This is a genomic window from Streptomyces sp. NPDC002602 (assembly GCF_042889445.1).
Classification (GTDB): domain Bacteria; phylum Actinomycetota; class Actinomycetes; order Streptomycetales; family Streptomycetaceae; genus Streptomyces.
The window spans coordinates 21,795-46,082 of sequence record NZ_JBIAQX010000029.1 but is presented as its reverse complement, the minus strand read 5'-3'; the positions used below and the strand labels follow the sequence as shown (position 1 = coordinate 46,082).

Here is a 24,288-nt window from a genome sequence, read left to right as displayed (position 1 = left end):
CTCGTACCGCACTCCGGCCCGGGAAGCACACCGCGCCAGCGGCCGGGGCTCACACGACGCCGGCGCCCGGCACTCACACCACGCCGGCGGCCGGGACGGGCCACGCCGGACCGGCAGGCCGGGGGCACCACGGCCCGGCGGCCGGGGCTCGTGCCGCGCCGGGGGCCGGGGCTCGTACCGCACTCCGGCCCGGGAAGCACACCGCGCCAGCGGCCGGGGCTCACACGACGCCGGCGCCCGGCACTCACACCACGCCGGCGGCCGGGTCGGGGCCCGGGCCGGCGGCCAGGGCTCGTGCTGTGCCGGCGCCCAGGGCTCGCACCGCGCCCCGGCCCGGTATGCGCACCCCGCCGGGGGCCCCGGCTCACGCCGCGCCGGCGGCCAGGCCGCTTTCCCAGGCCCAGGCGGCGATCTCGACGCGGTTGCGGGCGTCGAGTTTGGTCTGGACGTTGGCCAGGTGGGTCTTGACGGTGGACAGTGAGACGAAGAGTTCACCGGCGATCTCGGCGTTGGTCTGGCCGCGGGCGAGGCAGCGCACCACGTCGACCTCGCGTTCGGTGAGGGGTTCCGAGGGGCGGCGGGCGGCTCGGGCGGGCGGGGCGTGGGCCATTTCGCGGAGCAGCCGCACGGTGATGGCGGGCGAGACCAGGGAGTCGCCGACGGCTGCCGCGCGGACCGCTTCAACCAGCATGGCCGGGCTCGCGTCCTTCAGGAGGAAGCCGGACGCTCCGCCGCGGAGCGCCGCGTGGACGTATTCGTCGAGGTCGAAGGTGGTGACGATGACGATGCGCGGGGTGTCCTGGCCGGCGAGGCGTCGGGTGACTTCGAGGCCGTCGAGCCGGGGCATGCGGATGTCGAGGAGCAGGACGTCGGGTCGGTGGGCGGCGACGGCCGCGAGGGCCTCCTCGCCGTCGACGACGTCCGCGACGACCTCGATGTCCGGTTGGCTTTCGAGGATCATCCGGAAGCCGGTCCTGACCATCTCCTGGTCGTCCGCGATGACCACTCTGATCGTCATGCGTTGCCTGCCCCACTGTCGCCCGCTGCCGATGGTGTCGTCCCGGAGGGATTCGTTCCATGGGACCGGTGCGCGTGGCGTCCCGCAACCGCTCGGCGGGCCGTCGGGAGGGTGCCGCGGGACCGGCACGACGGTGTGCCGGTCCCGCGATGGTTCGTTCGACGTTACGTGCGCGTGGGGTGGGGCGCCTCGTCCTTCCGGCCGTTTCCCCGCCGCGCGGTTCGGCCGGAAGGACGAGGGTGGGTCAGAGGGTCGCCGCGGCGTTCTTGATGGCGGTGGCGAAGGTGGAGACCTCGGTGTAGACGCCGGGGTAGTTCGGGCGGGCGCAGCCCTCGCCCCAACTGACGATGCCGACCTGGATCCAGGCGTTGGCGGCGTCGCGGCGGAACATGGGGCCGCCGGAGTCGCCCTGACAGGTGTCGACGCCGCCCTGGGGCAGGCCGGCGCAGATCTCCTCGCCGGGGACGAGGTCGCTGCCGTAGGCGTTCTGGCAGGAGGCGTCGGAGACGAAGGGGACGGTGGCCTTCATGAGGTACCGCTGCTGGCCGCCGCCCTCGCGGGTGGCGCCCCAGCCGGCGACGGTGAAGGTGCCGTTGTCGTAGGTCTTGGTCTCGGCGATCTTGAGGGTGGGCAGGTTGATGGGCTTGGCGAGTTTGATGAGGGCCCAGTCCTTGCCCTGCCCGTTGTAGCCGGGGGCCTGGAGCACCTTGGTGGACTTGACCTTGACGGCACTGGAGCTGTTGAGGTCGACGACGCCGGCGGTGGCGGTGATGGAGGTGTTGTTGCCGGAGCCGTTCACGCAGTGGGCGGCGGTGAGGACGATCTGCTGGGTGTACAGGGCGCCGCCGCAGCCCATGGAGAGGCGGACCATGAACGGGAACTCGCCCTGGGCGGCGCGGGTTCCGCCGACGACGGGCGCCTGGGAGGCGGTGGCGGAGCCGGGCTGGAGGCTGACGGCGGCCAGGGCGACGGCGCCGACGGCGAGGGCGCGCTTGAGGGTCGTGGCAAGGGTGGACACAGTCGACACACTGCCTTTCGTGGGGGGTTGGGCCGTGCGCGTCATCGGGTGAATGACGAGTCCATGACACATCCCGCGTATGGCCGCCATCAAGAACGCGTTTTCGGACAACTTTCGGCGTGGGGGCCCGCATGACGCAGAACCACGGGCGCGGCAGCCCGGTCGAGCACGGTTTTCCGCACGTGGACACGGTTCACCGCGCCCTGACGGCCCTCTTCCGCCGCCTGTCGTACGACGGGATCCGCGCCTACGACGCCGGCCTCCCCGCCGCCGACGCGGCCTTCTCCCCCGAGGACGACCCCCACCTCGGGGCGCAGCGCGTGGCCCGCGCCGTGGTGCGCGCGCTGCGGCTGCCCGACGCCCGGCTGGTGATCGGCTACCGGGCGATGACGGAGGCGGCCACCGTGGAACTCGGCCCGGGCCCCGAGTACTTCGTCGAGGTCAACGAGCGCTTCCGCACCCACCGCCGGGACCTCGGCGCGGCGCTCGCCCACGAGACCGCCCATGTCCTGCTGCACCGCCTGGACCTGCGGTTTCCCACCACCGAGGAGAACGAGATCCTCACCGACACCACCGCCGCCTACCTGGGCGCGGGCTGGCTGCTCCTCGACGCCTACCGCGAGGACGAGTTGACGCACCAGAAGCTCGGCTACCTCACCCCGGAGGAGTTCGGCTACGTCCTCGCCAAGCGCGGCGAGCTGACCGGCGAGGACCTCTCCACCCGGTTCACCAGCCCCCGGGCGTACGAGGCGTACGCGCGCGGTCGCGCCCTCGCGGCCCGGGACCACCGCCGCGCCCCGCTGGCGGCCGCCTCCTGGCCGGAACGCCTGCGGTACGCGCGCGACCGCCGGACCGGATCCGCCGCGCCGGGCGCCTCGTACCGCTTCGAGCGGCACGCGGAAGGGCAGCGGGTGAGCTTCCCGTGCCCGCTCTGCCGGCAGTGGCTTCGACTGCCGGTCGGCGGGCCCGTCCGGGCCCGCTGCGGGCTGTGCCGCACGGTCCTGGAGTGCGACACGTGAACCGGCGCCGGCGCTCCCGCATCCGGCCCGGAACCCCGCGCCGGCGGTCTCGGATCAGGTTGCGGACAACATCATGGGCCGCATGCGGTTCAGCGGGTGGATGTAGCGGGTAGTCATACTCCATCGCACGAGAGAAGCTCCGGATCCGACCCCTCGCCAGGGGGCCGGGCCCGGAGCTTCTTTCTCTGTGCGCGAACCCTGCCGACCAGCGGGTCCGCGTCTACGGCTGTGCGCCTACAGGGCCCCGACGAAGGCGGCGAAGGCGGCGCGGCCGACGGTGAAGACGGGGCCGTCGGGGTCCTTGGAGTCCCGCACGGCGACCATGCAGGGCTGGGGGGCGACCTCTACGCAGTCGCCGCCGGTGTTGCCGCTGTAACTGGACTTACGCCACCGCGCGTGGGTCAAGTCCTGGCTGGTGCCCATAACGTTCCTCCATTACGCGGACGATCAACGCCGCCGAGCACTCCACAGAGAGAGCCGCGGCCTGCAAGTGAGCGTAACGAAGAGCTGCTTCTTTGACCGTGTCGGGGTTGGCCGTCATGTGCCCCGAGATGAGGTCCTCCGTATAGACGAGGTCCGGGTCGTTGTCGAACCTCAAGGTATTGAACGACCCAATCAATCCTGCGTGTTCACCAGCTTCCACGGGGAGTACCTGGACCCTCACCCAACGGTTTCCACGGAAACTCAACAAATGAGCTAGTTGGCTACGCATGATTTCTCGGTCACCGATTGGCCGGTGCAACACAGCCTCGTCCAGCACCACCCAGACCATGGGCGGCTGCTCCTTGCCGAGGACCCGATGCCGCTCCATGCGGGCACCCAACAACTCTTCGAGGTTGTCAGGCAGACCTGTCGCCAGTACCGCCCGCGCGTACTCCTCGGTCTGGAGGAGCCCGTACACCAACTGCGACTGGTACGTGGAGATGTACGCCGCCTTGGCCTCCATGTCGGCGTACGCCTGGAACCACGTCGGCAACTGGCTCCTCAGCACCAGCCCCACCAGCCGGGAGAACACCCCGCCCGTCACGAGCGCCGCGTCCGCCCGCTCCGAGAACGCGCGGGTGGGTACCTTCCTCGCCGTCTCGATCTGTCCGACCAGGGAGCCCGCGCAGAAGATGATGTCTCCGAGCTGCCCCTGCGTCAGCCCGGCGTCCTCCCTGAGGCGGCGCAGTTCGGAGCCGTAGTAGTCCAGCGGCGATGCGCTGGGATCGAGGTTGCGGATGTTGACCACGGGCGGTCACCCCCATGCTCGCGGCGCCGTACGGCGTTCGGTCGGGTCCAGTCCGTGGCCGAGCGTAACCACGCCCGCACGCGGAGGTGGCCGGAATCCCCGACTCCCCTCCCTTCGAGGGAAGTCGAGGGAAGCCGAAGGGAGGGGAGCTGGTCCTGCCGCCCGGACTACCGCGCCCCGTACACCGGCTGCGGTGTCTCCGCCGCCGCCAAGAGCTTCGTCGCCGCCTCCCCCGCCTCCGCCGGGGTCCAGCGCCCGCCGCGCTCCGCCGTCGGGCCCGGCCGCCAGCCCTCCATGACCGTGATCCGGCCGCCCTCGGCCTCGAAGACCCGGCCGCTCACCCCGGCCGAGGCGTCGGAGCCCAGCCACACCACCAGCGGGGACACGTTCTCCGGGGCCATCGCGTCGAACTCCCCGGCCGCCAGCGCCGCCATGGTCCGGGCGAAGGTCTCCTCCGTCATCCGGGTCCGGGCCGCCGGGGCGATGGCGTTGACCTGGACCCCGTACCGGCCCATCTCCTCCGCCGCGACCAGGGTCAGGCCGAGGATCCCGGCCTTGGCCGCGCTGTAGTTGCCCTGCCCCACCGATCCGAGCAGTCCCGCGCCCGAGGAGGTGTTGACCACCCGCGCCGCGACGGGCCGGCCCGCCTTCGCCTGCGCCCGCCAGTGCGCGGCGGCGTGCTTGAGCGGCAGGAAGTGCCCCTTCAGGTGCACCCGCATCACCGCGTCCCAGTCGTCCTCGTCCAGGTTGACCAGCATCCGGTCCCGCAGGAAACCGGCGTTGTTGACGAGGGTGTCCAGCCGCCCGAAGCAGGCGACGGCGTCCGCGACCAGCGAGGCCGCGCCCCGCGCGGTGGCGATGTCCCCGCCGTGCGCCAGTGCCTCCCCGCCCAGCGCGCGGATCTCCTCGACGACCCGGGCCGCCGGACCGTCCGGGCCGGGCAGCCCGTCGAGGCCGACCCCCAGGTCGTTGACGACGACCTTCGCCCCTTCCGCCGCGAAGGCCAGCGCGTGGGCGCGGCCCAGCCCCCGCCCCGCGCCCGTCACGATGACCACACGACCTTCGGCAAGTCCCATGTCAGTCCTCCTTGTTGACAGTCGCCGCGTCCAGGAAGGCCGGGCGTTCGCCGCCTCCGTGCACGAGCAGGCTCGCGCCGCTCACGTATCCGGCCCGGTCGCCGGCGAGGAACACCGCCGCCTCGCCCACGTCGCCCGGCTCGGCCAGTCGCCCCAGCGGCACGGTCGCGCCGACGGCGGCGATCCCGGCCTCGTCCCCGTAGTGCAGGTGGGACAGTTCGGTGCGCACCATGCCGAGGATCAGCGAGTTGACCCGTACCTCGGGCGCCCATTCCACGGCCATCGACCGGGCCAGGTTCTCCAGTCCCGCCTTGGCCGCGCCGTAGGCGGCCGTGCCGGGTGAGGGGCGGGTGCCGCTGACGCTGCCGATCATCACGACCGAGCCGTGCGCGTCCCGCAGCCACGGGTACGCCGCCAGTGAGGCGGTCAGGGGGGCCACCAGGTTCAGTTCGACGACCCGTGCGTGCCGTTCGGCGTCGCCCTCCCCCAGCAGCCGGTACGGGGTGCCGCCCGCGTTGTTCACCAGGCAGTCGAGGCGCCCGTACCGGTGCGCCGCCGCCGCGAAGAACTCCGTCACGGCGGCCGGGTCACGCAGGTCGAGCGGCGTGAACGCGGCCGTGCGGCCCGCCGAGGTCACCGGTTCGTCCGGTGGGCGGCGGGCGCAGACGAGGACCTGCGCGCCGGCCGCGAGGAACGATCGCGCGATGCCGGCGCCGACGCCCCGGGTCCCGCCGGTGACGACGACGACCCTCCCGTTGAGCTCCATCGGCTGCTACCTTCCTCACCTAACAAATGTTTGGTGGAAAGGTAGCTGATCCGCTCATGGGTGTCTCCACCTCCGGGCCCGACAAGGGCATCGCACTCGTCACAGTCGACTTCCCTCCCGTCAACGCACTGCCCGTACAGGGCTGGTACGAGCTGGCCGACGCCCTGCGCGCCGCCGGCCGCGACCCCGACGTCCGGTGCGTCGTCCTCGCCGCCGAGGGCCGGGGCTTCAACGCGGGCGTGGACATCAAGGAGATGCAGCGCGACACCGGCCACGACGCCCTCATCGGCGCCAATCGGGGCTGCTACGAGGCGTTCGCCGCCGTGTACGACTGCGAGGTCCCCGTCGTCGCCGCCGTGAACGGCTTCTGCCTGGGCGGCGGGATAGGCCTGGTCGGCAACGCCGACGCGATCGTCGCCTCCGACGACGCCGTCTTCGGCCTGCCGGAACTGGACCGGGGCGCGCTCGGCGCGGCCACCCACCTGGCCCGCCTCGTCCCCCAGCACCTGATGCGCACCCTGTACTACACCTCGCGGACCGTCGGCGCCGCCGAACTGCACGCGCACGGTTCGGTGTGGAAGGTGGTCCCGCCCGCCGGACTGCGGGCGGCGGCGCTGGAACTCGCCGCCGAGATCGCCCGCAAGGACGGCCTGCTGATCCGGCTGGCCAAGGCCGCCATCAACGGCATCGACCCCGTGGACGTGCGGCGCAGCTACCGCTTCGAGCAGGGCTTCACCTTCGAGGCAAACCTCGGCGGGGTCGCCGACCGGGTCCGCGACACCTTCGGAAAGGCGGACGAGGCATGAGCGGCACGTCGGCGTCGGACAAGGTGATGTCCCCCGAGGAGGTGGTCGGCCGGCTGCGCAGCGGCATGACCGTCGGCATCGGCGGCTGGGGGTCGCGGCGCAAGCCCATGGCCCTGGTGCGGGCACTGCTCCGAAGCGAGATCACCGATCTCACCGTGGTCTCGTACGGCGGCCCCGACGTCGGCCTGCTGGCCGCCGCGGGCCGGATCCGCCGGCTCGTCACCCCCTTCGTCACCCTCGACTCGATCCCGCTGGAGCCGCACTACCGGGCCGCCCGCGAGCGGGGCGCCTTCGCCCTCACCGAGCTCGACGAGGCCATGTTCATGTGGGGGCTGCACGCCGCCGCCAACCGGCTGCCCTTCCTGCCCGTCCGCGCCGGCCTCGGCTCCGACGTCATGCGGGTCAACCCGAACCTGCGGACCGTCACCTCCCCCTACGAGGACGGCGAGGAGTTCGTCGCCGTCCCCGCGCTGCGCATGGACGCCGCGCTCGTACACCTCAACCGCGCCGACCGCCTCGGCAACGCCCAGTACCTGGGCCCCGACCCGTACTTCGACGACCTGTTCTGCGAGGCCGCGGACACCGCGTACGTCTCCTGCGAGCGGCTCGTCGAGACCGCCGAGCTGTCCAAGGCGGGCCCGCCGCAGTCCCTGCTGGTCAGCCGGCACTCCGTCACCGGTGTGGTGGAGACGCCGAACGGCGCGCACTTCACCTCCTGCGTGCCCGACCACGACCGCGACGAGCGCTTCCAGAAGCTGTACGCGAGCACCCCCTGGCCCGAGTTCGCCGCCCGGTTCCTGTCCGGCGCGAGCGAGCACGACTACCAGTCCGCCGTGCGGACCTGGCACGAGGAGCAGCAGTGAGCACAGAGCCGGAGCCGGCCGCCACCGCGGGCGTCAGTCGCGCCGAGTACTGCGTGATCGCCTGCGCCGAGGCCTGGCGGGGCGACGGCGAGGTGCTCGCCTCGCCGATGGGTCTGATCCCGTCCTTCGGGGCCCGTCTCGCGAAGCGGACCTTCTCCCCCGACCTGCTGCTGACCGACGGCGAGGCCACGCTGGTCGGGCTCGACGGGACGCCCGAGGGCTGGCTGCCGTACCGCCGTCACCTCACGATGGTCACCGGCGGCCGGCGGCACGTGATGATGGGCGCGAGCCAGATCGACCGGTACGGCAACCAGAACATCTCCTGCATCGGGGAGTGGGAGCAGCCGACGCGCCAGCTCCTCGGGGTGCGCGGGGCGCCCGTCAACTCCCTCAACAATCCGGTGAGTTACTGGATCCCGAAGCATTCCCGCCGGGTGTTCGTGGAGCGGGTCGACATGGTCTGCGGTGTCGGCTACGACCGCGCGGAGGCGGCCGGGGCGACCCGCTTCCACCGCCTGCCGCGCGTGGTCAGTGATCTCGGGGTCTTCGACTTCACCGGCCCGGACCATGCCATGCGCCTGGTGTCCGTGCATCCGGGCGTGGGCGTCGAGCAGGTCCGGGAGGCCACCGGCTTCGAGCTGACGATCGCCGACGAGGTCCCGTACACCCGGGAGCCGACGCCGGAGGAACTGCGGCTGATCCGCGAGGTCGTCGACCCCGAGGGGCTGCGCGACCGGGAAGTGCGGGCCTGACGGATGGAGACGGCATTCACCAGGCTGGTCGGGGTCCGCCATCCGATCGTGCAGACGGGCATGGGCTGGGTGGCCGGGCCCCGACTGGTGTCGGCGGCGGCGAACGCGGGGGCGCTGGGGATCCTGGCCTCGGCGACGATGACGACGGAGCAGTTGCGTGCGGCGATCCACGAGGTGAAGTCGCGTACGGACGCCCCGTTCGGGGTCAATCTGCGCGCGGACGCCGGGGACGCGGCCGAGCGGGTCCGGCTGATCGTCGACGAGGGGGTGCGGGTCGCCTCGTTCGCCCTCGCCCCGTCGAAGGAGCTGATCGCCCGCCTCAAGGACGCGGGCGTGGTCGTCGTCCCCTCGATCGGGGCCCGGCGGCACGCCGAGAAGGTCGCCGCCTGGGGCGCCGACGCGGTGATCGTGCAGGGCGGCGAGGGCGGCGGGCACACCGGCGACGTGGCCACGACGGTGCTGCTGCCGCAGGTGGTGGACGCGGTGGACATCCCGGTGATCGCGGCGGGCGGGTTCCACGACGGGCGCGGGCTGGTCGCCGCGCTGTCGTACGGGGCGGCTGGCATCGCCATGGGCACCCGCTTCCTGTTGACCTCGGACTCCACCGTCCCGGACGCCGTCAAGGCCGAGTACCTGAAGGCCACGGTCAAGGACGTCACCGTCACCACCGCCGTCGACGGGCTGCCGCACCGGATGCTCCGCAGCGAGCTGGTCGTCTCCCTGGAGCGGGCGGGCCGCGCGCGGGCCCTCGCCAAGGCGGTGCGGCACGCGGCCGGCTTCCGGAAGCTGTCGGGGCTGTCCTGGTCGCGGATGGTGCGTGACGGCCTGGCGATGAAACACGGCAAGGACCTGTCCTGGAGCCAGGTCCTGCTCGCCGCGAACACCCCCATGCTCCTCAAGGCGTCCATGGTCGAGGGCCGTACGGACCTCGGCGTCATGGCATCGGGCCAGGTCGCGGGCGTGATCGAGGACCTTCCGTCGTGTGCGGAACTCGTCGCCCGGGTCATGGCCGAGGCGCACACCGTGCTGGACCGACTGCACGACCTCAACCCCCCGCACCCCCCGCACCCCCCGCATCCGCTCGGCGCCCTGCCGCCGGCAGGGTGATCCCCCTTCTCCGTCACAGGAGTCGCCCCAGATGAGCCGTGCCCGAATCCGCCTGGCGACCGCGGTGCTCGCCGCCGTCCTCGCCGCCGGGACCCTCCCCGCCGCCGCGTACGCCGCGCCGCCGCCCGCCGCGGCCACCGGTACCGCCGCGACCACCGTTTCCGCCGCTGCCTCCGAGCGGTTCCGCCCGTCGGCGGAAACGATCCGTCAGATCCCCCTCCAGGGCGCGGTCAACGTCCGCGACCTGGGCGGGTACCGCACCTGGACCGGTGGGCAGGTCCGTCAGGGGCTGGTCTACCGTTCCGACGCGCTCGGCAAGTTGACCGCCGCGGACCTCACCACCGTCTCCGGGCTCGGCCTGCGCAAGGTCGTCGACTTCCGCATCCCGATGGAGGTCCAGTACGACGGCGCCGACAAGCTGCCCGCCGGACTCCTCCCCACCGCCCGTCCCGTCAGCGACCTGGGCCTGTACGCGACCCTGGTCGGCGCGATCGCCAGCGGGGACCCCGCCACGCAGGAGCAGATGCTCGGCGGCGGTCGCGCCGAGGCCTACATGCGCGACATCTACCGCACGTTCGTGACGAGCCCCGAGAACCGGGCGCAGTTCGCGACCACCCTGCGGGAGATCGCCGACGGCGGGCAGGGCCCGCTGCTGTACCACTGCACCTCGGGCAAGGACCGTACGGGCTGGATGAGTTACGTGCTGCTGCGCGCCCTCGCCGTGCCCGAGGACACCGCCGAACGCGACTACCTCGCCTCGAACACCTTCCGCGCGGCGTACGACGCCCAGGTGCGGGCCGGCCTCAAGCAGTCGGGCCGGATGCAGAACCCGGACCTGCTGATCCCGCTCCAGGAGGTCCGGCCGGACTACCTGGCCGCCGCGACCGCCCGCATGGAGGCGGACTACGGCGGCTTCTACGGCTACCTCACGGACGGCCTCGGCCTGGACCTGCGGACCCTCGCCAAGCTCCAAGCCCGGATGGTCCGCTAGGCCGGCTCTTCGGATCCTGCCGGGGCCCGAAACGCCGGTACGCCGGGCGGCGCGTGTTCCGCGCCGCCCGGCGTACCGGTGTGGTGTGTTCGTGGGGCGAAGGGTCGGGCTGGGGGTCAGGAACCCGCGCGCCCGGCCGCCGGACGGCCGCCGCCGGAGCGACGACGCGCGGCGGGGGCGCCGCCGGTGCGGGCACCGCCCTGGCCGCCGCCCTGACCGCGGGAGCCCGCCGGGGCGCCCTGGCCGCGTGCGCCGGACTGGCCGGTGCCGCCCTGGCCGCCGGCGGAACGGGCCCGACGCGAACGGTCGCCGCCGCCCGCGGTGGTCGGGGCCGCGGCGCCGCCCTGGCCGCCGCCGGAACGACGACGCGCGCCGCCCGCGGTGGAGCCGCCGCCGGAGCGGCCGGCGCTGCGCGGCTTCGGCGGGGTGGGCTGCGGCACGTCCAGCACCACGGGGACGCCCGAGGGCTCCTTGGCGCCGGTCAGGCGGGACAGTTCCGCGTCGGAGGACTTGATCTGCGCGGTGCGCGGGGAGATCCCGGCGTCCGACATCAGACGGGTCATGTCGCGCTTCTGGTCGGGCAGGACCAGGGTGACGACGCTGCCGGACTCGCCGGCGCGGGCGGTGCGGCCACCGCGGTGCAGGTAGTCCTTGTGGTCGGTGGGCGGGTCCACGTTGACGACGAGGTCGAGGTCGTCGATGTGGATGCCGCGGGCGGCCACGTTGGTGGCGACCAGCGCGGTGACCTCGCCCGTCTTGAACCAGTCCAGGGTCCGGTTGCGCTGCGGCTGCGAGCGGCCGCCGTGCAGGCCGGAGGCGCGGACGCCGTCCGCGAGGAGCTTCTTGACCATGCGGTCGACCCCGCGCTTGGTGTCGACGAACATGATCACCCGGCCGTCGCGTGCGGCTATGCGCGTGGCCACGGCCTTCTTGTCGGTCTCGTCCATGACGTACAGGACGTGGTGCTCCATCGTGCTGACCGCGCCGGCGGACGGGTCGACGGAGAAGGCGACCGGGTCGTGCAGGAACATCTTGACGAGCTTGTCGATGTTCTTGTCGAGCGTCGCGGAGAACAGCATGGTCTGGCCGTCGGCCTCGACCTGCTTGAGCAGCGCGGTGACCTGCGGCATGAAGCCCATGTCGGTCATCTGGTCGGCCTCGTCGAGGACCGTGATGGAGACCTGCGAGAGGTCGGCGTCACCGCGGTCGATGAGGTCCTTCAGCCGGCCGGGGGTGGCGACGAGCACCTCGGAGCCGCGGCGCAGCGCGCCGGACTGCCGGTTGATCGACATGCCGCCGACGACGGTCGCGATGCGCAGGTTGACGGCCGTGGCGTAGGGGGCCAGGGCGTCGGTGACCTGCTGCGCGAGTTCGCGGGTCGGGACGAGGACCAGCGCGAGCGGCTGCTTCGGCTGCGCGCGGCGACCGGCGGTACGGGCCAGCAGCGCCAGGCCGAAGGCGAGGGTCTTGCCGGAGCCGGTACGGCCGCGGCCGAGCAGGTCACGGCCGGCGAGCGAGTTCGGCAGCGTGGCGGCCTGGATCGGGAAGGGGTCGGTGACGCCCTGGGCGGCGAGGGTCTTCAGCAGCGCCTCGGGCATGCCCATGTCCTCGAACGCGGCGACCGGCGGCAGGGCCGGGGTCAGCGGTTCGGGCATGGTGAATTCTTGGGGCCTGGCCACGGGGGCGGACTTCTGCCGTCCCGCGCCAGCCTTCGGACGTCCCTGAGCCGCACCTCGACCCCGGGTGGGGCGGCGGCTGGGTCGTGCGGAGCTGGAGCTGGTCATGCGAGAAAGCCCTCCTGAAACCGGCAGGTAAAACAAACAGTCGAAACAGCAGACAAGCCGGGGCCCGCACCTTCACGGTGCGGACCCCGGCGTGCTGATTACGTCAGTTGGCGGGGAGGATGTTCTCCGCCTGGGGGCCCTTCTGGCCCTGGGTGACGTCGAAGGACACGCGCTGGCCCTCCTGGAGCTCACGGAAGCCCTGGGTGGCGATGTTCGAGTAGTGGGCGAAGACGTCCGGGCCGCCACCGTCCTGCTCGATGAAGCCGAAGCCCTTTTCCGAGTTGAACCACTTCACGGTGCCAAGTGCCATTTGAATCTCCTGAATAGGCGGCAAGGGCCCCATCCGGAGATCCCGGTAAAAACAATTAAAGCGCCTGTCGGAGCATTCCCGTCAGGCGCACATAAAGTTCATGGGTACCACAACTGCAACGAGCTCTAAGCTAGCACACGCCGGCGCACCCGCGCCCCCACGGGTCCCTGACCTGGCTCCGGAGCGTCCGAGCGCCCCGGAGCGGGTCCGGTCTCCCGGGGCCTCAGAGCCGCTCGATGATCGTCACGTTGGCCTGTCCGCCGCCCTCGCACATCGTCTGGAGGCCGTAGCGGCCCCCGGTGCGCTCCAGCTCGTGCAGCAGGGTCGTCATGAGCTTGACGCCGGTCGCGCCCAGGGGGTGGCCGAGCGCGATGGCGCCGCCGTTGACGTTCACCCGATCGGGGTCCGCGCCGGTCTCCTTCAGCCAGGCCAGCACGACGGGGGCGAAGGCCTCGTTGATCTCCACGAGGTCGATCTCGTCGAGCGAGAGCCCCGTCTTCTTCAGGGCGTGCGCCGTCGCCGGGATCGGGGCGGACAGCATCCGGATCGGGTCCTCGCCCCGTACGGACAGGTGGTGGACACGGGCCCGGGGGCGCAGGCCGTGTTCGGCGACCGCCCGCTCGGAGGCGATCAGCATGGCCGCGGCGCCGTCGGAGACCTGGGAGGAGACGGCCGCCGTGATGGTGCCGCCCTCGACCACGGGCCTCAGGCCGGCCATCTTCTCCAGGGTGGTGTCCCGGCGCGGACCCTCGTCCACGCGGACGTCGCCGTACGGCACGACCTCCCGTTCGAAGCGTCCCTCGTCGATCGCGCGCAGGGCCCGCCGGTGGGAGCGCAGTGCGAACTCCTCCATGTCGAGGCGCGAGATCCCCCACTTCTCGGCGATCATCTGCGCCCCGTGGAACTGGTTGACGGGCGCGTCGCCGTACCGGGCGCGCCAGCCCCGCGATCCCGCGTACGGGCCCTCGGTGAGGCCCAGCGGCTCGGCGGCCTGCCGCGAGGCGAAGGCGATCGGGATCATCGACATGTTCTGGGTGCCGCCGGCGACGACCAGGTCCTGGGTGCCGGACAGCACGCCCTGCGCCGCGAAGTGGACGGCCTGCTGGGAGGAGCCGCACTGGCGGTCCACCGTCACCCCGGGGACCTCCTCGGGGAGGCCGGCGGCGAGCCAGGCGGTCCGCGCGATGTCGCCGGCCTGCGGCCCGACGGTGTCGAGGCAGCCGAAGACCACGTCCTCGACGGCGGCGGGGTCCACGCCGGATCGTTCCATCAGGGCCCGCAGGACGTGGGCGCCGAGGTCGGCGGGGTGCACGCCGGCCAGGCCTCCCTTGCGTCGCCCCACGGGGGTGCGTACGGCGTCGACGATGTAGGCCTCGGGCATCGGGACTCCTCTGGTTCGGTCAGTCGCGCAGGGCGATCCCGTCCAGCACCATCGACAGGTACTGACGGGCGATCTCGTCGGGGCTGTGCTGTCCGCCCGGCCGGTACCAGGAGGCCGCGACCCACACCGTGTCGCGCACGAAGCGGTAGGTGAGGCGGATGTCCAGGTCGGCCCGGAACGCCTTGGCCGCCACCCCGCGTTCCAGCGTCCCCAGCCAGGCCTTCTCGAACTTCTGCTGCGAGTCGGAGAGGTAGTGGAAGCGGGGTTGCGCGGACAGGTGGCGGGATTCCTTCTGGTAGATCGCGACGGCGGCGCGGTGCCGGTCGATCTCCCGGAAGGACTCGGTGACGAGGGCCTCGATGGTCTCCCTGGGGCCGAGGCCGGCGGCGAGGACGGTGTCGTACCCCGCCCACAGCTCGTTCAGGAAGGCCGAGAGGATCTCGTCGAGCATCGATTCCTTGGAATCGAAGTGGTAGTAGAGGCTGCCGGCGAGCATCCCGGCGGCATCGGCGATCTTGCGCACGGTGGTGGCGTTGTAGCCCTGCGCGGCGAAGACCTCGGCGGCGGTGTCGAGGAGCTCCCGCCTGCGCTCGGGGGACGCGGTCACCTGTGGCTTCTTCTTGTTCGTCGGCACGCGCCCATTGTCGACCTACGCGTGCTGGCTGCTGACCGACACCGTCTCGCCGGTCATGTACGACGAGTAGCCGCTGGCCAGGAACACGATGACGTTGGCGACCTCCCAGGGTTCGGCGTACCGGCCGAAGGCCTCGCGGGCGGTGAGTTCGGCGAGGAGTTCCTCGCTCGTGACCTTCACCAGGTGCGGGTGCATGGCGAGGCTGGGGGCGACCGCGTTGATCCGTACGCCGAACTCGGCGGCCTCCAGGGCGGCGCAGCGGGTCAGGGCCATCACCCCTGCCTTCGCGGCGGCGTAGTGGGCCTGACCGGTCTGGGCGCGCCAGCCGACGACGGAGGCGTTGTTGACGACGACCCCGCCGCCGGTGCCGGCGGCCTTGAAGGAGCGCAGGGCGGCGCGGGTGCAGCGGAAGGTGCCGTTGAGGGTGACGTCGAGGACCCGGCCCCACTGGTCGTCGGTCATGTCGACGAGGGCGGCGGTGCCGCCGAGTCCGGCGTTGTTGACGACGATGTCGAGGGCGCCGTGGGTCTGTTCGGCGTGTGTGAACAGGGCCCGGACCTGGTCCTCGTCGGTGACGTCGCACGGCAGGGAGTCGATCCGGTCCGACCCGAACTCGGCGGCCAGCGCGTCCTCGGTCTCCTTGAGGCGGCGGGCGTGAACGTCGCCGATCAGGACGCGGGCGCCCTCCTCCAGGAAGCGGCGGGCGGTGGCGCCGCCGATGCCGGCCCCGGCGGCGGCGGTGATCACGGCGGTCCGGCCGGCGAGCAGCCCGTGCCCGGCGACGTACTCGGGTGCCTCGGGTGCGTTCACGCCCGTACCTCCTGGGGAAGGCCGAGGAGCCGCTCGGCGATGGTGTCGCGGGGGATCCCGCCCGGTCCGGGTGGACGGTGTCGCCGTCGAGAAGAGCCGGCGCCGCTCTCCTCGACGGCGCTCATGCCCGTACGTTAACCTACCAAACACTTGTTAGGGAAGGATGTGTCGATGTCCGCTGCCCGCACCCCCGAGACCGACGGACCCCCGGTGTTCCACGCGGCCCCGGAGGGCGCCACCGTGAAGGGGGCGACCGACTGATGGACCTCACCCACGGCCCGCGGGTGGAGGCCTTCCGCGAGGAGGCCCGCGCCTGGCTGGCCGGACACGTCCCGGCCGCCCCCCTCCCCTCGCTGGAGACCGCCGAGGGCTTCGCCGCGCACCGGGAGTGGGAGGCCCGGCTGCACGCCGACCGTTGGGCGGTGGTGTCCTGGCCCGAGGAGTACGGCGGCCGGGACGTGGACATCGAGCGGTGGCTGGTGTTCGAGGAGGAGTACTGGGCGGCGGGCGCGCCCGGCCGGGTCTCCCAGAACGGCATCAACCTGCTGGCGCCCACCCTGTTCGACCACGCGAGCGCCGAGCAGCGGGCGCGGGTGCTGCCGTCCATGGCGAGCGGCGAGGTGATCTGGGCGCAGGCCTGGTCGGAGCCGGAGTCGGGCTCCGACCTGGCCTCCCTGACGTCGAGGGCGGTCCGCACGGAGGGGGGTTGGCTGCTGTCCGGGCAGAAGACCTGGTCCTCGCGGGCCGCGTTCGCGGACCGGGCGTTCGGCATCTTCCGGACCGACCCGCAGGCCCCCAAGCCGCACCAAGGGCTGACATACCTGATGTTCGACCTGCGGGCGCCGGGGGTGACGGTGCGGCCGATCGGCCGCCTGGACGGCAAACCGGCCTTCGCGGAACTCTTCCTGGACCGGGTGTTCGTCCCGGACGAGGACGTCATCGGGGAGCCGGGACAGGGCTGGCGGATCGCGATGTCCACGACCGGCAACGAGCGGGGGCTGACCCTGCGCTCCCCCGGCCGGTTCCTGGCGGCGGCGGACCGGCTGCTCGGACTGTGGCGGGAGGTCGGGGATCCCGCCGACACCGCACTGTCGGACCGGGTCGCGGACGCGCTGGTCGGGGCGCGCGCGTACGAGCTGTTCACCTGGGGGAACGCCTCGCGGTTCGCGGCCGGCGAGACGATCGGCGCCGAGTCCAGCCTGAACAAGGTGTTCTGGTCCCGGTACGACATCGCCCTGCACGAGACGGCGCTCGACCTGCTGGGCGCGGACGCGGAGCTGGCGGACGGCGAGTGGGCCGAACCGTGGCTCTTCTCCCTGGCAGGTCCGATCTACGCCGGGACGAACGAGATCCAGCGCGACATCATCGCCGAGCGGCTGCTCGGCCTCCCGAAGGGCCGCCGCTGATGCGCTTCCTTCCGACCGACGAGCAGCGCGAGTTCGTCCGGACGCTGCGCCGGCTGCTCGACGCGTCCGAGGTCCCGGCGGCCGTACGGGCCTGGGGCGCGGGCGACCACGCGCCGGGGCGCGCCCTGTGGTCCCGCCTCGCCGACACCGGCCTGTTCGCGCTCGCCGCCGGCGAGGAACACGAGGGGCTCGGCCCGCTGCCCCTGGAAGCGACCCTCGGGTTCGTGGAGTTGGGGCGGGCCGGGGTGCCGGGTCCGGTGGTGGAGACGGTCGCGGCCTCGGTGCTGCTGGCGGGTCTGGACGACGAGGGGCCGGCGAAGCGCTTCCTCCCCGGGCTGGTCTCGGGCGGGGCCTCGGCCTCGCTGACCCTGCCGGGCGCGGCCCCGTACGCCCTGGACGCGGACGCGGCCACGTACTGCTTCACGGTGTCGGAGGCCGGCGAACTGCGGCTGGCGGACCCGGACGGCGGACCGCCCGTCCTGCGCTCGACGGACCCGGCGCGCAGGCTGCTGCGTCCCCCGGCCGGGGGCGGTGAGCTGCTGGCCCGCGGGCCCTCGGTGACGGCGGCGGCGCGGAGCGCCCTGGGGTGGGCGCGGCTGCTGACGGCGGCGCAGTGCCTGGGCGTCGGGGAGGCCCTGTTGGCGCGGACGGTGGAGTACGCGAAGCAGCGCACACAGTTCGGCATGCAGATCGGCGGGTTCCAGGCGGTCAAGCACCGGCTGGCGGACACCCTGCTGGGCCTGGAGTTCGCCCGGCCGCTGGTGTGGGCGGCCGGGCTGTCCCTCGATCCGGGCGAGGTCGCTGCGGCGAAGCTCGCGGCGGGCGAGGCCTCGTACGCGGCGGCGATGACGGCGCTCCAACTCCACGGGGCGATCGGCTACACCGAGGAGCTGGACCTGTCGCTGTGGCTGCGCAAGGCCCGCCCGCTGCGGGACGCGTGGGGGACGCCGTCGGCGTGCCGGGCGGCGGTACTCGAGGCCGCCGGGCGGTAGCGGTGGGCGTGGTCGCGGTCCCGGGCGTGGTCGCGGTCCCGGGCGTGGGGCGCCCCCGTCACGGCACCCGTCACCGCGCCCGTCACAGGACGCTCACGTGGAGGCTGACCACGTACGGCTCCTCCACCGTGCCGTCCGGGAAGAGGGCGCCCAGCACCGACCGCTCCCGGTCCGTGAACTCCCGGGTGCCGGCCTCGCCGAGGAGCAGGAACGCCGAGTGGCTGGCGAGGTTGGCGAGGTGCTCGTCGAGGGTGATCCGGCGGGACCAGGGCACGGTGCGGGTGCGGAAGCCGGAGTCGAGGCCGGCGGGCAGCGTGCGGAAGGACACGCCGTCGGCGCCGAAGAGGGCCCGGATCCGCGCGGCCTGGTCGGCGACCCACGGCACCGACTCGTCCATGTCGTTCCACCAGATCGCGAGCGCGCCGCCGGGCCGCAGCACGCGGCGGGCCTCGGGGACGGAGCGGGCCGGGTCGGTCCAGTGCCAGGCCTGCGCGTAGGTGAGCAGGTCGAAGGCGCCGTCGGCCAGCGGCAGTCGGTCGCCGTCCCCGCGCACCAGCGGTATCCCGGGGTGCGCTCGGCGCAGTTCGGCGGCCATCCCGTCCCCGGGCTCGACGGCGAGGACGTGTGCCCCGCGCGCGTGCAGCAGGGCCGTCGCGATGCCGGTCCCGGCCCCCACGTCGGCGACCCGGGAGCCGGCGAGCGGGCGACCGCTCAGCTCCTCCAGGGCGTCGAGGAGCGCGTCGGGGTAGGCGGGCCGGTGCGCGGCGTACAGCGCGGCGGCGGCGTCGAAGGAGCGGGCGCGGGAGGGGGTCGTCATGGGCCCATTGTTCGCGCCGCCGCCGATCTTCGACAGCGGTTCACCCGTGCCCGCCGCGCCGCGGGCGCGTCCGAGGAGCACCGCACGGCCTCCACGGGCGGGGCCGTGCCGCCCCCTCAGCCCCTGATCCACGCGGCGGCCGCCGCGTACGCCGCGCCGGCGGCCGGCAGCGGTGTGCCCAGGAAGCCGTGGAAGACGCCCGGGTGGAGCTGGACGCCGCAGTCCACGCCCGCCTCCCCCAGCCGGCGGGCGTACGCCAGGCCCTCGTCCCGCAGCACGTCGCAGTCGGCGAGGACGATCAGGGTGCGCGGCAGTCCGGTCAGGTCGGGGGCGCGCAGCGGCGAGACGTGCGGGTGCGCGGGGTCCCCGCCGTACCGGTCCCAGTACCAGGCCATGTGGGCGGCGGTGTGGAAGTACCCCCGCCCGTACCTCTCCACGGACGGGGTGTCCATGGCCGCGTCCAGGGGCGGGTAGAACAGCAGTTGTCCCGCGAGGAGTTCGGGGGCCCGCAGTGCGGTCACGGCCGCCAGGGTGCCCCCGCTGGAGTCCCCGGCGACGATCGCCCTGTCAGGGTCGCAGCCCAGCGCGGCGGCTCGGGAGCGGGCCCACAGCAGCGCGGTCAGCGCGTCGTCGGGCGCGGCGGGCCAGGGGTGTTCGGGGGCGAGCCGGTAGTCGACGGAGACGACGACCGCGCCCGAGGCGGCGGCGAGCCGGCGGCAGCCGGCGTCGTGGGTGTCGAGGTCGCACATCACCCAGCCGCCGCCGTGGAGGTAGACGACGAGCGGGCGCCCCGCGGCCCCGGGGTCGGGGTCGTACACGCGGACGGGGACCCCGCAGGCGTCGTCGTCGTGCACGTCGGCCACCGCGGGTCCGGGGGCGCGCCCGCCGGCGGCGGCAGCGGCCCGCAGGGCGTCCGGGTCGCCGGGGCCGGGGAAGGCCGCGGCCATGAGGTCGCACAGCCGCCGGGCGGCGGGCGAGAGGGGATCGCTCATCGGGCCGTCGTCCCCCCGTCCACGGTGAACTCGCCGCCGGTGACGTACGAGGAGGCGTCCGAGCAGAGGAAGCGAACCAGTTCCCCCACCTCCTCGGGCCGGCCCATGCGGCCCAGCGGGACGTGGGACCAGTCCTTGTCCGACACCGCGGAGATCATCGGGGTGTCGATGGCGCCCGGGTGCACGGAGTTGACGCGGATCCGGTCCCCCGCCAGGTCCAGGGCGGCCGACCGGGTCAGCCCGCGCAGGGCGAACTTGGTGGATCCGTAGGCCGCGTGGCCCGGGATGCCGACCAGTCCGGCGGTGGAGGAGACGTTGACGATCGAACCGCCCCCGCCGGCGCGCATGACGGGGGCGACGGCCTGGATGCCGAGGAAGGGCCCGAGCAGGTTGACCCGCAGCAGCGCCTCGAAGTCGGCGAGGGACTGCCGCTCCACGTGGGCGGTGCGCCACAGGGCCGCGTTGTTGACGAGCGCCGAGATCGTGCCGAAGGAGGCCACGGCCTCCCGTACGACCCGGGCCCAGCCGTCGGCGTCGGCCACGTCGTGGTGGACGTACAGCCCCTGGTCCTCCAGGGTCGCGGCGACCTCCCGGCCCTCCTCCTCCCGGATGTCGGTGACGACGACCCGGGCTCCCGCCTCCGCGCACAGGCGGGCCTCGGCGGCGCCCTGCCCGCGCCCGGCGCCGGTGATGACGACGACCTTGCCGTCCAGTGGGATCACGGTGCGGCCCTCCAGGGCACGTGAGCGCGGAATGACCTTCCGGCCCCACCGGCGGACTCCGAACACGCATCCCGGGGGACGAGGCCAGGTGTACCTATGAGGAATATTCCTAGCAGTCATACCCTGTCGGGGGAAGAGGGCCCGCGCGGACCGGTCGTAGACTGCGCCGCGTGGCAGACGAGACGAACAAGCGCCCCCTCCCCGCGACCGGCTGGGCAGTGCTCGGGCTGCTCTCCTTCGGCGAGGAGCTCTCCGGCTACGACCTGAAGAAGTGGTCGGACGGGTCGCTGCGCTTCTTCTACTGGAGCCCGTCCTTCAGCCAGATCTACAGCGAACTCAAGCGGCTGGAGAAGGCCGGATACGCCTCCTCGCGCCTGGTCGCCCAGGAGACCGGCACCCGCGACAAACGCGTGTACCGGATCACCGACGAAGGCATGACGGCCGTACGGGAATGGGCGCGCGAGGCGCCGGTCGACCCGCCGGTGCTCAAGCACGGACCCATGCTCCGACTGTGGCTCGGCCACCTGCTGGAGCCGGAGCAGATGCGCGAAGTCCTGCTACGGCAAAGGGATTTCGCGGAGACGATGCGCCGCGGTGCGGTGGCGGACGCGGAAGCGGCCGAGCAGGAGGCCTCCTGGGCCTACCCGACGCTGACCCTCAAGTGGGCCGAGCGGTACTACGCCTCCGAACGCGACCTGGCGGCCGCGATGCTCGACGACATCGAGGCACTCGCGACGGAGCGCGGCACACGGCCGTAGGGCCGCCGGAACGCGCGAAGGCGGTGGGGTGCGCCCGCGGCCGGCCGCCCGAATCGGGCTCACAGCGTCGGGTACTGCCGTAATCTCGGCCGTATGACCGGCAGCGCGATCAGTCTCGGGAAGATGCGAGAGACGGCTCCGGCGCTCGTGAACCTGTACAAGAGCGCCGGCATATCCCTCCGCAAGCACGGACTGGAGGGAGAGCGCGCCGCGGTCTATCTGGTACTGGACCGCTCCGGATCGATGAGGCCGTACTACCGCGACGGAAGCGTCCAGGCCCTGGCCGACCGTGTGCTGGGGCTGTCAGCGCACCTGGACGACGACGGGCGGGTCCCGGTGGTCTTCTTCTCCACGGAGATAGACGCCGTGGAGGAGGTCGTGCTCGGCCGACACGAGGGGCGGGTCACCGAGATCGCCGACGGGCTCGGCCACATGGGCCAGACCGCCTATCACCTGGCGATGGACGGGGTGATCGACCACTACCTGGAGTCCGGTGCCGCGGACCCCGCCCTGGTCGTGTTCCAGACGGACGGCGGCCCGATCAACAAGGCCTTGGCGGAGCGGTACCTCTGCAAGGCCGCCCGGCTGCCGCTGTTCTGGCAGTTCATCGGCTTCGGCAACACCCGCAGCACCCAGTTCGACTTCCTGCGCCGCCTCGACGAACTCCCCGTCCCCGCGAAGCGGGTCGTCGACAACGCGGGCTACTTCCACGCCGGCGAGGACCCGCGCCGGGTCCCGGACGACGTGCTGTACGACCGGCTGGTCGCGGAGTTCCCGTCCTGGCTGGCGGCGGCCCGGGAGGCCGGCATCCTGCGCGTCTGAGCGGCGGCGGCGCGCGATCCGCGCTTGGATGGAGGGATGACGACGACGAACAACTGGGCCGTGTTCGAGACGGCGGAGCCGGAGTTCGCGGCGGCCGTCCGGGCCCGCTTCGCGCGGTATCCGCACCACGTCCTCGGCACCCTCCGCAAGGACGGCTCGCCCCGACTGGCCGGGCTGAACGTGGACATCCGCGGCGGGGAACTGTGGCTCGGCATGATGGCCGGTTCCATGAAGGCCAGGGACCTCCAGCGCGACCCCCGGTTCGCGCTGCACTCCAATCCGGGCCCCGGCGAGGAGATGGAGGGCGGGGACGTCCGGATCTCCGGGCGGGCGCTGGAGCTGGTGGACCCGCCGGAACTCCACCGGTACGCGGAGGAGACCGAGACCCCGCACCCCTTCCACCTCTTCCACGCCGACCTGACGGAGATCGTGCGGATCACCGTCGAGGGCGACGACCTGGTGGTGCGGACGTGGACCCCGGAGCGCGGCGTCCACACCCTGCGCCGGGGCAACGACGACGAGCCGGCGCGCGAGGACCCGGCCGGGGACTCCCCCGCCGGCTGAGACGCCCCTCGGGCCGGACGCCCTTCAGGCCAGGGGACCGAGCCCGATCGTCCCGGGGACGGCGAGGAGGCGGGGATCGACGTCGATCCAACTGCGATCGATGTTGATCGTCACCCCGCCGTACGTGGCGTCGTGACCGCCGCGGAACTGGTGGGCCCGGCGCCGGCCCGCCCACTTGGTCGTCCCGGTGGACAGGCCCATGTCGGCGTCCGAGACGCTCGCCGAGAGGTTCCACCGGGCCACCCACAGCACGTCCGGCATGGCCTGCGGCGCCTGATGGTGGTGCGCGCTCAGCGCCGGCACCCCGGAGGCCGCGTGCACGTAGGCCGCCGACTTGTACCCCAGCTCGTGCAACCGCACCGTCCAGGCGGTGAGGTAGGCCACGACCGGTGCGTCCCAGGTGGCCCGATCGGTGTAGTGCTCCAGGTCGTTGTAGAGGAGCGTGCCCGACCCCAGGCCCAGTGACCGCGCCGCGCCGGCGGCGCCCTCGGCGGCGGCGATGCCCTGCTCGTTGGCCCGGGAGGGGTCGGTGGACAGCCCGGTGGTGTTGCTGCGCCAGGGCTGCGGGCCCACCCAGATCGGCATCAGGTGCCAGCCCGCCTCGGTCTGCCCGCGGACCCAGCCGGAGGTCAGTTGCGGCTGCGCGCAGGCCCGGGCCAGGCCGCCGATGTACACGCCGACGGCGCCGAAGGGCGAGCCCTGCCGCCAGGCCGTCATCGCCGACTGGGTCGGGGCGGTGCAGGCGTCGAAGCCGAGGCCGGTGAAAGGTTCCTGGGCGCTGCGGGGCGCCGGCAGGGCGGCGGTCACCACGTCCACGACCGTCCTGGGGGCACCGGCGGGCGTGCGGCGGGCCCGCTCCAGGAGGCCGCGTACCGTGTCGGGCCCGGTGCCGTACGAGACGGTGGCCATCACCCCGGAGCCGCGCAGCGCGTACCGCAGCTCGTTGCTGTCGCTCCCGGTCCGCGGGAGCGGCGCCCCGGGGTTCGCCTTCAGGGTGGGGACGTCGGCGCGCGGCGGGGCCCCGTCGAGTGGCTCCAGGTGCAGGGTGTCGGCGCGGGTGACGGCGGCTCGGCCGGTGCATTCGGCCTGGGTCCCGGCGTGGCCGAGGTACAGCGTGGGCCGGTCGAGGCGCAGGCAGGCGTCGGGGGTCCGGTCGAGGTCGACGACCCGCCAGTCGGCGGGGACGGTGAGCCGCAGCCCGCGGTAGTCGACGGTGCGTCCTTCGCCGCCGGGGGCGGTGACGGCGACCGCGGCCTGGGCGGGCATGAGCAGGGCGGCGCCCAGCAGACAGCGCAGCAGCAGCATTCGGGAGGGCATGGGGCCAGAGGTACCAGACGGCGGGTGCCCTCAACTGCGCCGCGATCGGCCGCACATGGGCCGTACGGCCTACGGTCGGACCCGCCCGGGCGGCGGCGCCCGCGCCTCCCGGATCCGGCCGCCGAAGCCCGGACCGGTGGCCGGCCCGCGTCCGGCGGGACCGGCGCCCGCGCGGCTCCCGCGACGCGTCACCCGCACGAGCGAACCGGGCCCGGCCCCGTCACGGCGGGCGGTGCGACGTCCCGTCACGGCGGGCGGTACGGCCCGTCACGGCGGGCGCCACGACGTCCCGTCACGACGGGTGGTATGTCCCGTCACGGCGGCCCGTCACG

The 24,288-nt window shown here is 73.3% G+C and carries 27 protein-coding genes; 11 read left to right on the top strand and 16 right to left on the bottom strand.

Annotated features, from left to right (window positions below; translation table 11 throughout):
* Nucleotides 1-364 precede the first annotated feature (364 nt).
* Nucleotides 365-1,018, bottom strand: a complete 654-nt coding sequence (locus tag ACFYW3_RS37710) for a response regulator transcription factor (RefSeq protein WP_053680089.1) — start codon at nt 1,016-1,018, stop codon at nt 365-367.
* Between the two features lie 244 nt (nt 1,019-1,262).
* The gene (locus ACFYW3_RS37705) at nt 1,263-2,081 is read right to left on the bottom strand and encodes a serine protease (RefSeq protein ID WP_389388839.1); all 819 of its coding nucleotides are present in this window, start codon (nt 2,079-2,081) and stop codon (nt 1,263-1,265) included.
* Between the two features lie 86 nt (nt 2,082-2,167).
* Here ACFYW3_RS37705 and ACFYW3_RS37700 point away from each other — a divergent pair, with 86 nt between their 5' ends.
* Nucleotides 2,168-3,055 carry a hypothetical protein gene (locus tag ACFYW3_RS37700; protein WP_389388838.1) on the top strand — a complete coding sequence of 296 codons (888 nt, stop codon included), beginning with the start codon at nt 2,168-2,170 and terminating at the stop codon, nt 3,053-3,055.
* Between the two features lie 234 nt (nt 3,056-3,289).
* Here ACFYW3_RS37700 and ACFYW3_RS37695 read toward each other — a convergent pair whose 3' ends face one another.
* From ACFYW3_RS37695 to ACFYW3_RS37680, 4 genes are all read right to left on the bottom strand, one after another.
* Nucleotides 3,290-3,478, bottom strand: a complete 189-nt coding sequence (locus ACFYW3_RS37695) for a DUF397 domain-containing protein (RefSeq protein ID WP_351916475.1) — start codon at nt 3,476-3,478, stop codon at nt 3,290-3,292.
* Complete coding sequence (locus ACFYW3_RS37690; protein WP_351757196.1) at nt 3,438-4,286, bottom strand: helix-turn-helix transcriptional regulator; 849 nt, start codon at nt 4,284-4,286, stop codon at nt 3,438-3,440. The genes ACFYW3_RS37695 and ACFYW3_RS37690 overlap by 41 nt, the downstream gene beginning before the upstream one ends.
* Before the next feature lie 167 nt (nt 4,287-4,453).
* Nucleotides 4,454-5,362 carry an SDR family oxidoreductase gene (locus ACFYW3_RS37685; protein ID WP_389388837.1) on the bottom strand — a complete coding sequence of 303 codons (909 nt, stop codon included), beginning with the start codon at nt 5,360-5,362 and terminating at the stop codon, nt 4,454-4,456.
* A gap of 1 nt (nt 5,363) precedes the next feature.
* The gene (locus tag ACFYW3_RS37680) at nt 5,364-6,128 is read right to left on the bottom strand and encodes an SDR family oxidoreductase (protein WP_389388836.1); all 765 of its coding nucleotides are present in this window, start codon (nt 6,126-6,128) and stop codon (nt 5,364-5,366) included.
* Between the two features lie 56 nt (nt 6,129-6,184).
* Here ACFYW3_RS37680 and ACFYW3_RS37675 point away from each other — a divergent pair, with 56 nt between their 5' ends.
* Genes ACFYW3_RS37675 through ACFYW3_RS37655 form a run of 5 tightly spaced genes read left to right on the top strand, consistent with a single transcriptional unit; the run spans nt 6,185 to nt 10,647 of the window.
* Nucleotides 6,185-6,934, top strand: coding sequence for an enoyl-CoA hydratase family protein (locus tag ACFYW3_RS37675; RefSeq protein WP_351757188.1), 750 nt, complete (start codon nt 6,185-6,187; stop codon nt 6,932-6,934).
* Nucleotides 6,931-7,797: a CoA-transferase gene (locus tag ACFYW3_RS37670; RefSeq protein ID WP_351757186.1), complete on the top strand. Its 867-nt coding sequence runs from the start codon at nt 6,931-6,933 to the stop codon at nt 7,795-7,797. The genes ACFYW3_RS37675 and ACFYW3_RS37670 overlap by 4 nt, the downstream gene beginning before the upstream one ends.
* Nucleotides 7,794-8,549, top strand: a complete 756-nt coding sequence (locus ACFYW3_RS37665) for a CoA-transferase subunit beta (protein ID WP_389388835.1) — start codon at nt 7,794-7,796, stop codon at nt 8,547-8,549. Before ACFYW3_RS37670 ends, ACFYW3_RS37665 begins: the two co-directional genes overlap by 4 nt.
* Before the next feature lie 3 nt (nt 8,550-8,552).
* The gene (locus ACFYW3_RS37660) at nt 8,553-9,656 is read left to right on the top strand and encodes a nitronate monooxygenase (protein WP_351757180.1); all 1,104 of its coding nucleotides are present in this window, start codon (nt 8,553-8,555) and stop codon (nt 9,654-9,656) included.
* A gap of 31 nt (nt 9,657-9,687) precedes the next feature.
* Entirely contained in the window at nt 9,688-10,647 is a 960-nt protein-coding gene (locus ACFYW3_RS37655; protein ID WP_389388834.1) for a tyrosine-protein phosphatase, read from the top strand.
* Nucleotides 10,648-10,763: 116 nt separating this feature from the next.
* Here ACFYW3_RS37655 and ACFYW3_RS37650 read toward each other — a convergent pair whose 3' ends face one another.
* The 6 genes from ACFYW3_RS37650 to ACFYW3_RS37625 form a co-directional block, all read right to left on the bottom strand.
* A complete protein-coding gene (locus tag ACFYW3_RS37650; RefSeq protein ID WP_389388833.1) occupies nt 10,764-12,431 on the bottom strand; it encodes a DEAD/DEAH box helicase in 1,668 nt (555 codons plus the stop codon).
* A 103-nt stretch (nt 12,432-12,534) separates the two neighbouring features.
* Nucleotides 12,535-12,741 (bottom strand): cold-shock protein, encoded by a 207-nt coding sequence (locus ACFYW3_RS37645; protein WP_030707191.1) that lies wholly within the window; start codon nt 12,739-12,741, stop codon nt 12,535-12,537.
* Nucleotides 12,742-12,964: 223 nt separating this feature from the next.
* Nucleotides 12,965-14,122 (bottom strand): acetyl-CoA C-acetyltransferase, encoded by a 1,158-nt coding sequence (locus tag ACFYW3_RS37640; RefSeq protein ID WP_351762436.1) that lies wholly within the window; start codon nt 14,120-14,122, stop codon nt 12,965-12,967.
* A 19-nt stretch (nt 14,123-14,141) separates the two neighbouring features.
* On the bottom strand, nt 14,142-14,756 hold the full coding sequence (locus ACFYW3_RS37635; RefSeq protein ID WP_053680063.1) for a TetR/AcrR family transcriptional regulator: 615 nt from the start codon (nt 14,754-14,756) through the stop codon (nt 14,142-14,144).
* Between the two features lie 15 nt (nt 14,757-14,771).
* Nucleotides 14,772-15,566, bottom strand: coding sequence for an SDR family oxidoreductase (locus tag ACFYW3_RS37630; RefSeq protein WP_351762438.1), 795 nt, complete (start codon nt 15,564-15,566; stop codon nt 14,772-14,774).
* Nucleotides 15,563-15,691 carry a hypothetical protein gene (locus ACFYW3_RS37625; protein ID WP_351762441.1) on the bottom strand — a complete coding sequence of 43 codons (129 nt, stop codon included), beginning with the start codon at nt 15,689-15,691 and terminating at the stop codon, nt 15,563-15,565. Before ACFYW3_RS37625 ends, ACFYW3_RS37630 begins: the two co-directional genes overlap by 4 nt.
* A gap of 135 nt (nt 15,692-15,826) precedes the next feature.
* Here ACFYW3_RS37625 and ACFYW3_RS37620 point away from each other — a divergent pair, with 135 nt between their 5' ends.
* Nucleotides 15,827-16,972: an acyl-CoA dehydrogenase family protein gene (locus ACFYW3_RS37620; RefSeq protein ID WP_389388832.1), complete on the top strand. Its 1,146-nt coding sequence runs from the start codon at nt 15,827-15,829 to the stop codon at nt 16,970-16,972.
* Nucleotides 16,972-17,964 (top strand): acyl-CoA dehydrogenase family protein, encoded by a 993-nt coding sequence (locus ACFYW3_RS37615; RefSeq protein WP_389388831.1) that lies wholly within the window; start codon nt 16,972-16,974, stop codon nt 17,962-17,964. Before ACFYW3_RS37620 ends, ACFYW3_RS37615 begins: the two co-directional genes overlap by 1 nt.
* Before the next feature lie 82 nt (nt 17,965-18,046).
* Here ACFYW3_RS37615 and ACFYW3_RS37610 read toward each other — a convergent pair whose 3' ends face one another.
* The 3 genes from ACFYW3_RS37610 to ACFYW3_RS37600 form a co-directional block, all read right to left on the bottom strand.
* Nucleotides 18,047-18,781, bottom strand: coding sequence for a class I SAM-dependent methyltransferase (locus tag ACFYW3_RS37610; protein ID WP_351762448.1), 735 nt, complete (start codon nt 18,779-18,781; stop codon nt 18,047-18,049).
* A 116-nt stretch (nt 18,782-18,897) separates the two neighbouring features.
* Nucleotides 18,898-19,773 carry an alpha/beta hydrolase gene (locus tag ACFYW3_RS37605; RefSeq protein WP_389388830.1) on the bottom strand — a complete coding sequence of 292 codons (876 nt, stop codon included), beginning with the start codon at nt 19,771-19,773 and terminating at the stop codon, nt 18,898-18,900.
* Nucleotides 19,770-20,495, bottom strand: a complete 726-nt coding sequence (locus ACFYW3_RS37600) for an SDR family NAD(P)-dependent oxidoreductase (RefSeq protein WP_389388829.1) — start codon at nt 20,493-20,495, stop codon at nt 19,770-19,772. Before ACFYW3_RS37600 ends, ACFYW3_RS37605 begins: the two co-directional genes overlap by 4 nt.
* A gap of 170 nt (nt 20,496-20,665) precedes the next feature.
* Between ACFYW3_RS37600 and ACFYW3_RS37595 the strand changes: the two genes are divergently transcribed.
* The 3 genes from ACFYW3_RS37595 (at nt 20,666) to ACFYW3_RS37585 (ending at nt 22,639) form a co-directional block, all read left to right on the top strand.
* On the top strand, nt 20,666-21,253 hold the full coding sequence (locus tag ACFYW3_RS37595) for a PadR family transcriptional regulator (RefSeq protein WP_389388828.1): 588 nt from the start codon (nt 20,666-20,668) through the stop codon (nt 21,251-21,253).
* A 93-nt stretch (nt 21,254-21,346) separates the two neighbouring features.
* Nucleotides 21,347-22,075, top strand: a complete 729-nt coding sequence (locus tag ACFYW3_RS37590) for a vWA domain-containing protein (protein WP_389388827.1) — start codon at nt 21,347-21,349, stop codon at nt 22,073-22,075.
* Between the two features lie 36 nt (nt 22,076-22,111).
* Nucleotides 22,112-22,639 carry a pyridoxamine 5'-phosphate oxidase family protein gene (locus ACFYW3_RS37585; protein ID WP_389388826.1) on the top strand — a complete coding sequence of 176 codons (528 nt, stop codon included), beginning with the start codon at nt 22,112-22,114 and terminating at the stop codon, nt 22,637-22,639.
* 24 nt (nt 22,640-22,663) lie between these two features.
* Here ACFYW3_RS37585 and ACFYW3_RS37580 read toward each other — a convergent pair whose 3' ends face one another.
* Complete coding sequence (locus ACFYW3_RS37580; RefSeq protein WP_389388825.1) at nt 22,664-23,956, bottom strand: DUF1906 domain-containing protein; 1,293 nt, start codon at nt 23,954-23,956, stop codon at nt 22,664-22,666.
* Between the last annotated feature and the right edge of the window lie 332 nt (nt 23,957-24,288).